A 16,780-nucleotide genomic window follows, 5' to 3' on the forward strand; every position below is an offset into this window, starting at 1 on the left:
GCGCAAAATCAAAAAGTGAAATTTTACATTATTTGAAGAAGACTTAAGGTGTTGTGGTATAATTAAATGTAAAAGGAGTTAAATGGTTAAATGTGAGTAATGTATTTGCTGTTAGATGAAAAAGGTGTGGATGTTTTGGCAATTTACATAAGAGAAATAAAAGCTTTTAATCTAATTTGAAAGAAGGTGTTAAATATGCCGTTGCCAAAAGAAAATAAAATATATACTTATGCAGATTATATAGCGTGGCCAGAAAATGAAAGAATAGAACTGATTGATAGCCAAATTTACTTGATGACTTCCCCTTCAAGAACTCATCAAAGGATCTTGGGACAGCTTTTTTACCAATTTTTTGATTATCTCAAAGATAAATCGTGTGAAGTATATATGGCACCTTTTGATGTAAAGTTTCCTGACGGAAATGAGAAGGACGAGAAAGATATAAAGACTATAGTTCAGCCTGATATAGTTGTTGTGTGTGATGAATCCAAGCTTGATGAGAAGGGATGTACAGGAGCTCCTGATTTGATAATCGAAATTATTTCGCCTTCAACAGCACAGAAAGATAAACTCCACAAGTTTAACTTGTATGAAAAGTATGGTGTGAAAGAATATTGGATAGTAGAACCCGAAAACAAAATCCTAAGTGTGTTTATTTTACAGGATAATGAAAGATATGGACGACCTGACATATATACACAAGATGATAAAGTTAAAGTTTCTATTTTTGAAGATCTTGTGATTGATTTAAAAACAGTACTAATATGAATAGAAACTGATTATAAACTTTTTTATTGGCAAAAAGAGGTGTTTTTTATGAGAGAAGCTACTGAATTATTAAGGTATTCCTTAGAAGATGAGCTAAAGAGGATAACAAATATTATTATTGAAAAGTGCAATTAAAGCTTAGTATAAATCTAAGGCAGAAACTGTAAGTTTCTGCCTTTCTATATTTTACTTAATAAGTTTATTAAGAGTATCTTGCAGATTTTTTATGTCTTTCAAAGTTACATATTGCCCTATGCAATGTCCATTAACAAGCACATATTTATTTTCTGCATTTCTTTTAGCAAAGCTTATTTTTTCTACTTTGTCCTTGCCATACACATCAAAAGCAAAAGATGTTTCTCCTTGTGAAATATTTTTTCCCTTATCTAATCCACTAATTTGAAGTAATACTATTCCGTCTAAGAGATTATCCACATCATCAGCTTTAATAGCTTTCCCATCAATTTGCCAGTTATCTTTTTCACCTTTTTGTATTTGATACTCTTTTCCATCTTGGTAGAAAACTAATTTAGTTATTTCATTCTTTGGAATAGACACTACAAATTTTTCCATATATTTATATAAATAATCATCTGTCAAAAAGAAATTCTCTAATGAAGAAGCATTGACTCTGTAAATTTTGCCTCCATCAGTTTTTACATAATAACCCTCTTGGTAATTTTCTTTTACAGGAGATTTATTTCCTATAAAAAGTGAATAGTTTTTTTCATTTTTCAAAGATACTTTTATCGCATAAGAAGGTTTGTCAAGACCATAAGTGGATAAATCACCTTCTAACGTTCTATCAAAAGTGAGAGATGTCAAGCTGTCTAATAATTCATCAACATAAATGCTGTCTGCTTTGTAGTCAATAGGTTCTTTTATAAACCATGTATCGCCTTCTTTTTTAAAATCAATTAAAGTTTTTCCTTCTTTTTCTATTTTTAAAGAATTTACATCGTTATTTCTGAAGGTAAAAATTTTGTTATCCTCTTTAACAGGTTTATTGGTTTTACTTTCATAAAAATAATAGCCAAAAAGAACAGCGAATACTACCAGCAAAACAATAGTGGTTTTAAAAATCTTCATAATGTTTTCCTCCTATACCACATGTATCCTCCAATTATCCACATCACCAGTGGAATAATTACAACTGTGGTATAAAAGAGTATAGCAGCTTGTTTTCCGGTTAGGAAAATCTGATTAAACTCAAGGGATTTGGGACGTATAGAAATCTGTGTTGTCTTATCCGCTAACCAGTTAGCACTATTCATTAAAAAGTCTCTATTAGCTTCCAATGTAATTATTTTATCAGTAAACATCATGCTACTTCCAATAGCTACAATCTTCATCCCTGTCTTTGAATCGGATATAGCTAAGCCTAAGCTTAAAGGACCTTTGATATCACCTTTTTGAAAATTAGCATCTTTTGAGTTAAAATCGGTTTTACCCCACGCTTTATCACTGGTTGAAAGCAATTGCTCTATAGTTATATTTTCTGCTGGTTTATCAGGATAAGAAATACTTCTTGACATTGGCATTACAACGTACAAGTTTGATAAATCCAATTTATTAGTTATAGTATGAAATTTGTACTGAGGAACTGGAGAAAGTGGATCCATAAAATAATTTCTTCCTGGATCTACTACAACGTCATTATCAAATTTTACACCCCAAGTAGACAAAAGCTCATTTACAGATTTTTGAGTCAAAGGTCCATATTCTGCCCCCATTGCAATGATTGCTTTTCCGCCTTTGTCAAAGTATTCTTTTAAAGCAGCCATTTCCTTGTCCGAAAAGTCTCTTCTTGGGTTAACAATAACTAATAAGTCTGTATTTTTTGGTATTCCTCCTGCCTGTCCTATATTTAAATCTTCTACATTATATCCTTCTCCTCTCAAAGCGTTTTTAAAAGTCACCAGATAGTCAATGCTGTTTAATTCATCATGTCCTTGAAGAATATACGCATTTAACTTTTTAGGCTGTGTAACATCAATTATAGCCTGTGTAAATTGTTCTTCTCCATTAAAAGTAGCAGTATTAGGCTGGCTACCCATGCCAAAAATATCATAAGAATTTACTATCTGTCTTTTTTCATTAGCACCACTTCCTGCAATAAAAAGCACTGTGTCATAATCCGTAATTCCATATCTTTGAGCAATTGCCGGCTCTTTATCTGGGTCTACAAAATGGACAATTATTCTCTTTGAAACATTTCTGTATTGATCTAACAAACTTTTTACCATGTCTCTTGAAGTAGTACCCTCTTTGAAAAATGCATAAACTGTAACATCTGTTTTGAGATTTTTTAATACTTGTTTTGTTTGGTCAGAAAGGGTATATTGCTTATTTTTTGTCAGATCCCACTTTATAGGTTTTTGAGCCACAATAACATTTGCTAATATCAGAATAGCCAACAAAAGTGCAGTCATTACAAAAGCATTAGTCCCATATTTTAGCCTTGTTCTATTCATTCTTTAATCCTCCTAACTCCAACGTCTTTTATCTACAACACGGATTGTTAAGAAAATAAAGAATATAACTACACTTATGAAAAAGACTACATCACTTAAATTCACTAATCCATTTAGAAAATTATTCAACCTATCAAAAAAAGACAGATTCTGAAAAATAGTTTTTGCTTTTCCACTAAACACGTCTCCTAGCCAACTAATCAACCAAAGCACAAGAATTAAAGCAAATCCAATTACTCCAGCTATCATTTGATTTTCTGTAAGTGAAGAAGCAAAAAGCCCTATTGATATAAAAGTTGCTCCTATTAGAAACACTCCAATATAACCTGCTATGATAGAACCCATATCTGGTGAAGAATACAATTTAAGATAAATGGGGTATAAAAAAGTTATTACAAGTGCTACTAAATACACAAACATTGCGGAAAAAAATTTGCCAATAATAATATCAGTAACTGTAACAGGTGACGTAAGTAAAAGTTGATCTGTACCTGTCTTCATGTCCTCTGAGATAAGCCTCATTGTCAAAATAGGACTTATAAACATAAAAACAGTGACCATACTGCTTAATATTGGACTCAATACAGCATAATGGGTAGATAACACAAATGTTGAAAAAAAGTATCCAGATATCAAAAGATAAAACCCTAACAGCACATAGGCAAGGGGCGAAAAGAAATAACCTTTAAGCTCCCTCTTTAATATTTCCCACATTTTCATCGTAGCTTTCCTCCTCTGTTGTAAGTTCTAAAAATACTTCTTCAAGACTGTAACTTAGCATTTTAAGTTCTAATATTGGAAAGGCTTTTTTAGCAAAAGCAAAAAACATATCTTTTCGAATATCTTTATCAGCAGAAGATTCCACTGTCAACTTTATCGTATTATCTGAATCAACTTCTGCTTCTACATTAGTTACTCCTTCAATCTCTTTTACACTGTTTACTACTTCTTCATAAGGCCCTTCCACTTTTATAAAATATCTCCTTGAATTTTGCAATGTAGTTGATAAATTCTCTGTCTTATCTATTGCAACAATTTTCCCTCTATTTATTATAATAACTCTGTCACATACCATACTAACTTCTGGCAATATATGAGTGCTTAAAATTATTGTATGCTTTTTCCCTAACTCTTTTATAATATCTCTTATTTCTTTAATTTGCTTAGGATCAAGACCTACTGTCGGCTCATCTAATACCAAAACATCAGGGTCTCCTATGATTGCTTGTGCAAGTCCAACCCTTTGTTTATAACCTTTGGACAAGTTTTTTATAAGCCTTTTTCTCACATCAGTCAAACCAACTTCATGTATAATTCGTTCAACATCTTCTCTTCTCTTTTTTGGAGGAACACCTTTTATACCTCCCACAAAATGGAGATATGCCTCTACAGTCATATCTAAATACAAAGGAGGTACCTCTGGTAAATAACCAATATGTTTCTTTGCCTCTATGGGCTGTTCAACAATATCATATCCTGCAATTTTTATAGTACCGCTGGTAGGGGGCATATATCCTGTTATCATTTTCATAGTGGTAGTTTTACCGGCACCATTGGGCCCTAAAAAACCAACTATTTCTCCCTTATCGACAGAAAAGCTTATGTTATCTACTGCTTTACGAGTACCATAAACTTTTGTGACGTTTTTTAGCTCTATCATCATGGTTGTCTCAACCCTCCATTTTACATAGTGTGGAAATTGTATCATAAAATTATTAAAAATTTGTGTACAAATTGTTAAGCATTAGTTAAGATTGTAACTTAAAGTAAAATGGTAATAAGAAACGAAGACAATAGTTGTCAGAGCTTTAGTTTGTTGACAAAGTCAAAAATTTTTTAAAGTAGATATTTTGCATCGTCGCTCCAGTGTTCCAAAGCGACAAAACTAAGCTTTACCTTCGGATTCCGGCAGGGTACCGGGCACAATCGACGTCCTGTCTCAGGTGCCCGCCTCCGCCATCCTTGGCTTCGGCCCTGCCTCCACCCTCGGTCTCGCTAAGTTTTGTTACCGCTTTGTAACAAGTCGCTCCTTATGCAAAATATCTACTTCACGAAAATTTGTCTACAAATTGAAACTATGACAAAGTCGTCATAGCTTCTTATTATCCCATTACCACTAAAACCTGATGACTATTTCCCTTCTTTGTTAAATCAATAGTATTATCTGTGACAAGCTTTCCATCTATATATACTTCTTTTACACCTTTGTTAACACCATTGGGATTTCTCACATCTATTAGATATTTCGTATTTTTATAGTTATATTCTATCACATATTTATCCCAATTTTTTGGTATACAAGGGTCTATTATAAGTTTTTCTCCGTATTTTTTCAGACCCAAGAGGTTCTCAATTGCTATTCTGTACATCCAACCTGCTGCGCCAGTATACCACGTCCAACCTCCTCTTCCTACATGAGGTTCTACTGCATACACATCTGCAGCCATGACATAGGGCTCTACTTTGTACTTCATACACTCAATAGGGGTCCTGGTGTGATTTATAGGATTTATCATGTTGTAAAGTTGCCATGCCCTATCTCCTTCTCCTAGCTCTAAAAATGCGAGTATTACCCATGCTGCCGCATGAGTGTATTGACCTCCATTTTCTCTAACTCCTGGAACATATCCTTTTATATAACCTGGATTTAATTCGCCACTATCAAAAGGAGGGGTCAAAAGCTTTATTATCCCTTCTTCTTCGTTGACCAAATAATTTGCAACGGCCTTCATTGCCTCTTTTACTCTTACTTCTTTTCCCGCTTTAGATATAACAGACCAAGATTGTGATATAGAGTCAATTTTGCATTCTGAATTGTCTACAGAGCCTAAAGGTGTCCCATCGTCAAAGTAAGCCCTTCTGTACCAACTTCCGTCCCATGCATTTTCTTCTATAGCTTTTATTAATTTGTCAGCTACTTCCTTATACTTTTTTGAATGTTCTTCATCCTTTTTAGTTTGACATATGTGCGAAAACTTCTGAAGAATAGTGTACAAAAACCATCCTAACCATACACTTTCTCCCTTTCCTTTGTTTCCTACCTTATTCATTCCGTCATTCCAGTCGCCAGACCCCATCAAAGGCAAACTATGTTCTCCAAATTTTAATGAATAGTCTATAGCTTTTATGCAATGTTCATATACTGTGCCTTTTGTTTCAGATATGCGAGGTGTTGAATATCTTTCTTCCTCTTCATCTTTTAAAGGTAGATCTTCTAAATAATTTACTTCTATGTCCAGTATAGACCAATCTCCTGTCTTTTCTATATAGTCAGCTGTAACATATGGAAGCCATAACAAGTCATCAGAAAACTTTGTCCTTATGCCTTTGTTTAGTACAGGATGCCACCAATGTTGCACATCTCCTTCAACAAACTGATGCTGGCAAGCGTTGACTATTTGATTTTTTGTAAATTCTGGCTCTAGATATACCATATTCATAGCATCCTGCAATTGGTCTCTAAAACCATAAGCTCCTCCCGATTGATAAAAAGCTGACCTTGCCCACAATCTACACGCAATTGTTTGATAAGGTAGCCATCCATTTACAAGTAAATCCATTGACCTGTCAGGAGTTTTAATCTGTATCCTTCTTAGAAGCTCTTGCCAAAATTCTTGGACTCTTCGCAATTCATTCTGACAATTTTCAACATTTGTATACTTTGAAATCAACCTTTTTACTTCTTCTTCGTTTTTACCATGTCCTAATAAGATTGTAAATTGCTTTTCTTCTTTAGCTTTTACTTCTACATGAAATTGTATTGCAGCACAGGGGTCTAATGATGTTCCTGTAGAATTTGAGAGAGTCTCATATTCCAATGCTTGGGGTGAAGTTAAACTTGAAGCAACTCCTATAAACTCTGCCCTGTCGCCTGTAAATGAATTTATCTTTTCTGAAGCTGACAAAAATGCTAATCTGTTAGCAAAATCTTCATTGTACACATTTTTAATCATTAATGCTCCTATTTTTTCATCGTACTTTGTAAATAGATACGGAAAAGTAATCTCATCAGTTACTCCTAAAACTGGCCTTATATAATAAGTTACTGTAAGTTTCCTGTTTTCATTTCCCAAATTTTTGATGGTAACTAAATTTATTTTCATCGAATCTTCCTTTGCTACAAATATCTTTAAGTGTTGGCTTAAACCACAGCATATTGTTTCAAATGAAGTATACCCAAAACCATGTTTTATATAATGAACTTTTGCTTTACCAGCAGGTAAAGGAATAATTGACCATTTGTCCCCTGTTTCTTCATCTATCAAATAAATTACCTCACCATGGGGGTCTAAAACAGGGTCATTGTACCATGGAGTCAATTTGTACTCACGGCTATTTTCTGCCCAAGTATACCCTGCTCCTGTTTCTGACACCTGAAAGCCAAAAGAAGGGTTGGAAATCACATTTATCCAAGGAGCAGGAGTACTTTTGCCTTCCCACTTTATAATATACTCTTTGCCATCATAGCTAAATCCTCCAAAACCATTGTAATAATCTAATGGTAATTCCTCTAATTTGATTTCTTCAAAATTTTGTACTTTTTTGACCCGATTTTTAAGTTTTGGAGCGTTTTTTGTCTCTTTAATCATTATCTGGTCGTAAATAGATTCATTTCCTCCTTCAAACTTAAGGGCAACAACAGTATTTAAAAGATATACATCTTCCTCTTTTAAATTATTTTGCTGTAACAAATATACGCCTCCATATTTGCCAAAAATGTCATAAGAAAAGGTAGAATTAATTAATTCTTTTATCTTATCATGTAAGGGTTGTAGATAACCGCTTTTATCTTTATTTAATATCACAAGGTCAATATTTATCCCTTTCATTTTCCAATATTCATAAGCTTTTAAAAACCACTTTATCATTTCTATTTCTTCCATCTTTTCTATCTCTACTAACACAATTGGTAAATCTCCTGAAATCCCATATGCCCACAGACCAGATTGACCTTTTACATTTTTCAAAATCATCTCTTCTCTAAGCTTACGCTGAGGACTCACAAATAAAATGTGAGCCAACATTCTTTGCAAAAGTCCTAATTCTCTGGGTTTTAAATTAAGATAATCTAATTCTACCCTACTTCTTGTCCACGACATTTCAAAAGCTCTTTCTACTACATTTTCCTCTTTGTATTTTGCAGCAATTTTTACGGCTTCTTCTTTAGTTTCAGTTATTGCAGAAATATATACTACTTTTGCTACTTCCCCTGGCATTACTTTTACTCTTTTCCTTAAACTTACAATAGGATCAAGAACTGCTCCTTCCGTATTGGAAAGTGGCTGATCAGCTTCTAAAGCAATTGGTTTTTTTAAATTTCTCCCTCTTCCTATAAATTTTGCTCTATCAGTTTCAAACTGAGTGCCTCCCACAATTTCTCCACTTAAAACTGCTACCTTGTGCACAGCCCATAGTTTATTTTCCCCTTGTTCTCTAGGCCTTCTGCAGACTAAAATTGCATCTTCTTCCTTTAAAAATTCTGTTTTTACAAAAAGTTTATTAAAAGCAGGATGTGCCACATCTGTTGGCAAATCTATTAAGCTTATTTCTCCAAAACTTGTAATTTCTAATATTCTCGGATGTTTACTATGATTTTTTAAAGTCAATCGCCTTATCTCCACATCGTCTTCTGGTGAAACGACTATCTCTAAGTGAGTATCTATATTCCCAACTCTTTTAAAGTATTCTGCTTTATCAGCAGAAAAAACAACCCTGTAATTCTGACCTTTTTCATAAAAAGGAGCGTAAGTGGCAGACCATACAGTATTAGAGTTTATATTTTGAACAAATATGAAAGTACCAAAATCTTGCGCCAAGTCTTTCCTCCATCTTGTCAAGAAAATACCTCTGTTATTTTTACTGTATCCTGTCCCTTTTTCTGTAAGCATTACAAAGTATCTTCCACTTGACAAAATATGGACTTCTGGCAACCAAGTTTTTGATTCTCCTAAAACCCTTACAAAGTCTCCATCTTCTTTGCGAACTTTTTGAATTTTTCTTGCTTCTTCTCTTTCTTCCCTCGTTATATCCAAATACATTGGCATTTTTTCTTGTAATAATATTTGAGCAGCTTTTATACTTGGGTCTTTATGAAATCTTTTTTGCATTATATTGTTATTTATGAAATTGTCTAAAGCCACAAAAGCCATACCTTGGTGATGAGCCATAAAGCTTTTGACTATCGCACTTTTTTTACCAAAAGGAACTCTTTCTGGTGTATAATCTATCGCTTCATAAAAACCGTATTTTCCTTCAGCTCCTTCTTTTTTTAGGAACCTTATGTTTTGTAGCACCCCTTCTACATCTACTCCAATAGCCAGCAAAGACCCATAAGGAGCTACTACTTTGTCGTGGGATAATCCCCTTTTAAGACCTAGACTTGGGACTCCAAAAGCTTTGTACTGATAATTCAAATTTATGTCAAAAGCGTAAAATCCGGACTCCGATATACCCCATGGAATTCCTAATTCTTTAGCATAATTTTTTTGTACTCTTACAGCAAAGGCATATGTTTCATCCAATAAAGTATTTTGGTAATTTTTCATTATTAAAAGTGGCATAAAGTACTCAAACATCGTTCCAGACCAAGATACCAAGCCTTTATAATGATTTTCAATGGCAAGCATCCGGCCCAATTTAAACCAATGTTTTTTATCAATTTCTCTTTTTGCAATAGCAATAAAACTTGCTTGCCTTGCTTCCGAAGCCAACAAATCATAATAAGACTTTGTAAGTTTTTCCTCTTCAACATTGTACCCTATTGAGAATAACTGTCTTTTTTCATCATACAAATGTCTGAATTCTGTTTTTTCTACCAAATTTTCAATTGTACTCTTTATATTTTCAATCTCTGCCTCCAAGTTTTTAATTTTCTCCAGAGCCTGGGCAACTTTATCTTTTTGACTTTTTAACAAAGCTTTCTCCTTTTCTGCAGCCTTTTTAAAAGCTTCTTCTATTTCTAATAAATAGTTTTTATAGACTTTTTCCAATTCTTTTGGAGATGAATGTTCTTCAAAAACCTCCTTATATCTTTTAAAAATCTCTTGCTCTTTTTGTTTTTCATCAAATTCTGTCCATACTAAGAATTCTTTCGTCTCCCTTTTTAAAGCCCCAATTATGTTCTTTAATCTTTCAATATTTTCTAACTCATCTTGTGTACTTGAAAGTTTCTCACTAATTTTATCCAAGAGTAGTTCACAATCAGAAGGCACTAAAGTTGTTTTATTTAAAATGTTTCTAAAAATATCTTCCGTAATTCCTTCTACATTCAACATTTTGATAGTATCTTTTAAGCCTTTTGCCAATTCAATATCTATAAGAGGTTTATTTAAAAATTCACCTATTGCTTCCTTTACCGTAATCAAATAACCTACTAAATTTCCGCTATCGACAGTAGACACATAATAGGGCCTTAAAGGCTCTAAAGTCCTTGTATTGTACCAATTGTACAAATGTCCATTCCATTTTTCCATTTTTTCAATTGTAGTAAGGGTTTTTTTGATTCTTTCTACCATCTCAGTTGTGGTTATATAACCTAAATCTCTTGCTCCAATTACTGAAACCAGGTAAAGTCCTATGTTTGTAGGTGATGTTCTCTCCGCAATCCCATTAGGCGGATCTTCTTGAAAATTATCCGGTGGCAGATAGTTCTGGCTTTCTGTCACAAAGTCTTCAAAAAATCTCCAGGTTTTTCTCGCAATTAGTCGCAATTCCTCTATTTCATCTTGTGACACAGTTTTTTCTTTTGAAATTATTGGCTGGCTTATATAAAAAGCAATGTAGGGAGAAATTGCCCAAAAGGAAAAAAGCACTATTGCCCCAATTAAATCTTGGGGTTTAAAATATATAACTAATGCAACTAATGCTAAGCCCTCTACTAAAACTATCCACATTCTTTTAAAAAAACTTGCAAAGTCATTTTTTAGTCGCTTCTCCATGTCAGCAGCCGTAACCCATTCCAATAAATTCTTTCGAGTTATATACAGTCTCGTCAGTGTTCTAACTATTGCATCTACCATCATATAAGCTTGATAGAGTAAAAATATAAAATTAAGTAATGATTGATAAAAAGCAGCTTCTATTCCTGTTATCACGGCTTTATGTCTTTTTCCCCAATAGTGTCTAAACTGGCCTTTAAAAATAGTGTCAACTAAAGCAGGTAGAATGGGGAAGAATACAGTTAAAATCGCAACCCCTAACCATAAAAAACTGCTTCCAGGTAAAATGCTAAATCCCAAAAATATCATCAACATTAATGCAAATGAAACAACACTTCTTCTCATGTTATCCATAATTTTCCATTTAGTAATTAAAGAAAGTGGGTTTTTTATAATTTCTCCTCTTCTATTTTTTATTTTGGATTTCAAGTAAGGCAATAACTGCCAATCCCCTCTTACCCATCTGTGTAGTCTCATGATATAAGAATTGTATTTAGCAGGATAGCCATCAATTAATTCTATATCGCTAACAAGGCCCGTTCGCACAAAGGACCCTTCTAAAAGGTCATGACTTAAAATAGAATTATCCGGTATAGTATCTCTTAAAAGTTCTCTAAATACATCTACATCGTATATTCCTTTACCTGTATATATGCCTTCTCCGAACAAATCCTGATAAACATCTGATACTGCTGTAGTATATGGATCTATACCTCCTTCTCCTCCAAAAATGCGAGAAAATAAAGTTGCATTTACACTTTCTATATCAATGCCTATTCTAGGTTGCAATAGTCCATATCCCTCTACTACTACACCATAATCTCTGTCAATCACTGCTTTGTTTAAGGGATGCAACATAGTACCTACAAGTTTTTTAGCAGTATCAATAGGCAAATTCGTATCTGCATCCAAAGTTATTACGTATTTTATATTTAGTTTGGAAACATCTCCACTAACTACATAGAAACTCGTATCCTCCTTCCCTCTTAAAAGTTCATTAAATTCAATAAGAGCACCTCTTTTTCTTTCCCAGCCCATCCAGCTTTTTTGCATTTCGTTGTATTTTCTTTTTCTATGAAAATAGTAAAATATCTTTTCGCCGTTTTTAGAATATTTGTCATTTAACTCTTCAATTTGTTCTAAAGCACACTTTACAATCTTTTCATCCTCCGGCATAACTTCAAAAGGAGCATCTTTAAAATCCCCTAATAAGCCAAAATACAAATTTTTTTCTCTATTGGCGTGATAATACACCTCAAGATTTTCAATCAGCTCTTTTGTCCTTTTTTCATCTGGCAAAAGAGAAGAAATCACTACCATTGTTTTGGCATCTTCAGGAATACCTTCTTTTAATTCAATCTTTGGCAATACCACTGGCTTAAAAATATGCAGTAAAATCCAATTTACTAATTGAACTGACATTTCACTAAAAGGTATTAGAAGAATTACACCAGAGATAAGTAATAATCCCCATTTATTGGAAAAATTTGCTATATATTTTAAAGCAAAAAACTCCCCCACCAATAGGAAGGTTGAAATTAAACCTATATACAAAGTCTCTGGAGATTTTTTAGCAATTTTTGCCCAGCTTATTGTCCTTTTTGATTTGTTACTCAGCTTGTTTTCAAGAATACTTCTTCCTTTGCCTACAAGGTAAAATCCTACATGGTTTATATACCCTAGTTTTCCATCTTGTTCTGTCACTTCTTTTGCACATTCAATTGCCTTTTTAGCAACATAAGTTTCTGAAGTATTATAATATTTAGCTATTTTTTCTATTTCATGTCTGTAATAATCTCTTGATTCAAAATCCATCTTAGGATATGTACCATCCGGGTCTTGCCTCAAAACTTGCTCTACGGAACTCAAACTTTCAAAAATTTGTGCCCAATCGAGAGAGGAAACAGTTTTTAAACTGGTAATAGCATTGCCTATAGAAATTTGCCTTTTTGCCTGTATTTGATGAGCCTTTTCAGCTACATCGTTAATGCTAGTGTCATATTCCATCAAAATCTTTTCTATAGATTGTATAATGTGAGCAGAATTACTCCCTTCTTTTCTAAGTCTACTTACTAAATGCTCAATAAATTGAAGAGGAAATCTATCCGCAACATTGATGTTTTCCCTTATAAGCTTTTTTACTTCTTCATACTTCATTTCTTTTTCCAAAAGCAATGTGAGTATCTTTTCTGCTTTTTCTCTTTGGTGACGAGTTTCTACAATTTTCTCGCAAATCTTTTTTATTTTCTCCACCAAAGCAATACGTATCATAAGGCTTAATGCCCACAGCTCAGAGCTGGAAAGCAAAGCCTTTGTCTGATAAGCCTTTATAAAATTAATTATGGCTTTTTCATCAATTTTCCCATCAGTGTGAAGAACTAGCTCAAAGGCTATAGCATATATTCTTGGGTAACCCTTGAATAAGCCATTTTTAATCCCTGGAAGTCCTGAATAATAACTTTTTGACAAACTTCTTCTTATTTCCTTAACTTGCTCTTCAATTATATAAAAGTTATCTAACAACCACTCCTCTTCTTGAGAAATATAGACATCCTCTTCTTTTAAAATGCTGTTCAAATTTCTGTAAACATTCTTTATGTAATTGTAGTTTTTATTCATCCGCGGAATTAGCAAATAGGATAATTTAGTTCTCTTCATTATGTTGTGATTCTGCGCTATTTCTGCTGCATGCTTTTCCATTTCTTCCGAATTTAAAATGATATCGTCAAAATCTCCTATAGAATCTTCCTTACCCCATGTAGGCTTTTTTGAAAAATGTACAACAAACGCAGCTATTAAAATCAAGATAGCTCCTATCAACACATACTCCATAGTATGTCAACTCCCTCACTGCAATTTAGTGCTAAAAATATTATTCCCTCAAGTTTGAAATTTTAAAGCATAAAAAAATAAAAGCCCGTAATATTTAGGCTTTTATTACCACCATAATAGTATTAGAGGTAATGCTTGAAATTTCTTGTTGCGAATATAATAAACACCTAATCAATTCATTCACCCCATGCCTCTATATCTCTAAGCCACTTAGGATAATAATTTTTAACTACCCCTTTTGCAATTCTGCCCCATCCCGCAGGAAACCCTTCTATAGTAAAAAAAATCCAGCCGTCTTCTAAGTCCAATTCAAAAGTTTCACCTTTTAAATATTTTTCCTTTTGTTCTCTTTCAAGTTCCAAAAGTCTTTTAGCTTGGAAAGTTTTAATCCCCATTGCCAACCAATGAGAAGGCTCAAACCTGTTTTTCTTAAGCACTCCTAACTGCCAACCGTATCTGTATACCTTTATATTATTCAAATCCGGTAAACCCTCTGGTACATGATAAACAGAATCATTATGCACTTCAATATTTAGATTATCTAAGTCTAAATTAAGATATTTATCAGCAAAATCGTAAAATAGTTGTAATTCTTTTTGCTTTCTTCTGCCTTTTGTTTTTTTAAATCTAGAGTCTGGCTCTTCTTCCTCTTTTTTTCTCAGTTTCGCAATAAAGTGACCTTCTCCTCTCACCTTATGTGGCCATAATCTCATGCATTTTTTTAAATCTTCAGGGCCTTCAACCCATTCGGGATGCCCTATGTCAAAGAATTTGCTAATCTCACTTTCTTCAATTTCAAATTCAGGATGTTCTTCTAAAAATTTTTTTATAACTCCTTCATCCTCTTCAGGAGCAAAAGTACAGGTAGAATAAACCAAAATGCCTCCCTTTTTTAATAAAGGAGCTACACTTCGCAAAATATTTCTCTGTGTAATAGAACAACTTATGACATTATTTAAAGACCAAATCTTCCTTGCTGTAGGGTCTTTTCTAAACATTCCCTCTCCCGAACAAGGAGCATCTACCAAAATTTTATCAAAATATCCTTCAAATGCGGTAGCCAACTTTTCAGGAGTTTCATTTGTTATGACAATATTTCTTATTCCCATTCTCTCTACATTTTCCACCAGTGCTTTTATTCTCTTTTTATCTATTTCATTAGCAACAATTATTCCTTCATCGCCAATTTTCGTAGCTATGTGGGTGGTTTTACCTCCTGGCGCTGCACTTACATCGAGAATCTTTTCCCCCGGTTTAGGGTCTAACACCTCCACAACTGCCATCGCTGTCGGTTCTTGAATATAGTAAAGTCCTAAAATATGGTACAAATGGTTGCCCGCCTTTTCTTCTTTATCATAATAAAACCCAGTTGGGCACCAAGGAATTGGGGTTATCTCAAAAGGAACAATTTTTTTAAACTCTTCTACACCGATTTTTAATGTATTCACTCTTAAGCCTTTTTGAGGCTTTTTGTCATATTCCTTTAAAAAATCTTCATACTCTTCTTTAAGTAATTGCTCCATTCTCTTCAAAAACTCTTTTTTTACTGTAATTTTCATCTTATTACTACCCCTATCTTATTGATTGAATAATATATTGACAACTAATCTTTTAGATTACTAATAACTTTCCCATTATTTTCAGCTGATAATAATATTTTATCCAAAATAACCTGGTCTTTGTAGGCTTCCTCAAAAGTGGGTGTCTCACTAAATACAATTTTATCCTTTACTATATTTGTAAAAAAATTTATAAGGCTTGCCATGTGTAAATCTACCATCCATCCAAGAGAATACTTTTCTGTAGGATATATTGACTCCACATACTCGCTAAATTTGCTTTTTTTATCGTAATCGCCAATTATTTGGACATTCTCTTGCTTTTTATATAATACAGCATAACGAGGATGTTTTGTAGATATTTTTATTGAGCCCTTTGTACCGTATATTTCAAATCGAGTCTCCTCCTCAAGGTCAGGAGATATCCTTGAGGCTTCGATGCTTCCCCATCCTCCATTTTCCATTTCCACTTCTACATTTGTCCAGTCATCTACATCTACTTCCTCATAAATTTCAGAATTTTGGGATACAGGCCTTTTTATAAAATATGTCTTAGAATTTACTCTTAAAGACTTTATTTCTCCCATCATAAATCTCACTGCATCCACAAGGTGTATCCCCATGTCAACTATTGCTCCACCACCAGAAGTAGCTTTTTTCATTTTCCATGACATAGGCCTTTTAGGGTCCATATAGCCCGAATGAAGCATCAACGCCTTAAAATTTAAAATTTCACCTATCTCTCCATTTTTTATCATGTCTTTTGCCTGGTTCACAGCAGGCATAAACCTATACATTAAAGCTGTTTGATGTATTATCCTTTTTTCTTTTGCCTTTTCCATTATTTCATAGGCTTCTTTGCCGTTAACTCCTATTGGCTTCTCAAGATATAATGGAATACCTTTTTCTATCACTTTCATCGCCTGTTCATAATGAAGGTAATTAGGGGTACATATGTCAACAGCATCAAGGTCGCCCTTTTCCAGCATTTCTTCAATACTTTTTACACCTTTTTCAAAAAAGTGTGGTATATCTTCTATGTTATTTTTGTACACAGGTCCAAGTCTCACTTCAAAAGGAAGATTTTTAAATATTAAAGGCATTGAAAAACAAGCTATAGAATGGATTGTCCCAATAAAGCCAAGCCCTACAAAACCAAGCTTTATTTCTTTTTTTGACATCAAAATCACCTCTTTTTAAAATTCCGATA

At 33.5% G+C, this 16,780-nt stretch carries 8 protein-coding genes and 1 pseudogene; 2 read left to right on the forward strand and 7 right to left on the reverse strand.

Annotation, left to right across the window (positions count from 1 at the left end; genetic code table 11):
• The first annotated feature begins 195 nt into the window (after window positions 1-195).
• Window positions 196-768 carry a Uma2 family endonuclease gene (locus BUB32_RS05275; RefSeq protein WP_072968089.1) on the forward strand — a complete coding sequence of 191 codons (573 nt, stop codon included), beginning with the start codon at window positions 196-198 and terminating at the stop codon, window positions 766-768.
• A 48-nt stretch (window positions 769-816) separates the two neighbouring features.
• Window positions 817-900: pseudogene (locus BUB32_RS13270) on the forward strand (nucleotidyltransferase domain-containing protein); the annotation flags it as partial.
• 54 nt (window positions 901-954) lie between these two features.
• Here BUB32_RS13270 and BUB32_RS05280 read toward each other — a convergent pair.
• The 7 genes from BUB32_RS05280 to BUB32_RS05310 all read right to left on the reverse strand — a co-directional run bounded on the left by BUB32_RS05280 (window position 955) and on the right by BUB32_RS05310 (window position 16,751).
• A complete protein-coding gene (locus tag BUB32_RS05280; RefSeq protein ID WP_072968091.1) occupies window positions 955-1,857 on the reverse strand; it encodes a DUF4340 domain-containing protein in 903 nt (300 codons plus the stop codon).
• Complete coding sequence (locus tag BUB32_RS05285) at window positions 1,854-3,242, reverse strand: GldG family protein (RefSeq protein ID WP_072968093.1); 1,389 nt, start codon at window positions 3,240-3,242, stop codon at window positions 1,854-1,856. Before BUB32_RS05285 ends, BUB32_RS05280 begins: the two co-directional genes overlap by 4 nt.
• Window positions 3,243-3,254: 12 nt before the next feature.
• Window positions 3,255-3,962: an ABC transporter permease gene (locus tag BUB32_RS05290; RefSeq protein ID WP_072968094.1), complete on the reverse strand. Its 708-nt coding sequence runs from the start codon at window positions 3,960-3,962 to the stop codon at window positions 3,255-3,257.
• Window positions 3,928-4,905: an ABC transporter ATP-binding protein gene (locus tag BUB32_RS05295; protein ID WP_072968096.1), complete on the reverse strand. Its 978-nt coding sequence runs from the start codon at window positions 4,903-4,905 to the stop codon at window positions 3,928-3,930. The genes BUB32_RS05290 and BUB32_RS05295 overlap by 35 nt, the downstream gene beginning before the upstream one ends.
• 439 nt (window positions 4,906-5,344) lie before the next feature.
• On the reverse strand, window positions 5,345-14,011 hold the full coding sequence (locus tag BUB32_RS05300) for a GH36-type glycosyl hydrolase domain-containing protein (protein WP_072968098.1): 8,667 nt from the start codon (window positions 14,009-14,011) through the stop codon (window positions 5,345-5,347).
• A 176-nt stretch (window positions 14,012-14,187) separates the two neighbouring features.
• Window positions 14,188-15,570: an RsmF rRNA methyltransferase first C-terminal domain-containing protein gene (locus BUB32_RS05305; RefSeq protein WP_072968099.1), complete on the reverse strand. Its 1,383-nt coding sequence runs from the start codon at window positions 15,568-15,570 to the stop codon at window positions 14,188-14,190.
• Between the two features lie 44 nt (window positions 15,571-15,614).
• The gene (locus tag BUB32_RS05310; RefSeq protein WP_072968101.1) at window positions 15,615-16,751 is read right to left on the reverse strand and encodes a Gfo/Idh/MocA family protein; all 1,137 of its coding nucleotides are present in this window, start codon (window positions 16,749-16,751) and stop codon (window positions 15,615-15,617) included.
• Window positions 16,752-16,780 lie beyond the last annotated feature (29 nt).

This window comes from Thermoanaerobacter uzonensis DSM 18761 (genome assembly GCF_900129115.1).
In the GTDB taxonomy this organism is placed as follows: domain Bacteria; phylum Bacillota; class Thermoanaerobacteria; order Thermoanaerobacterales; family Thermoanaerobacteraceae; genus Thermoanaerobacter; species Thermoanaerobacter uzonensis.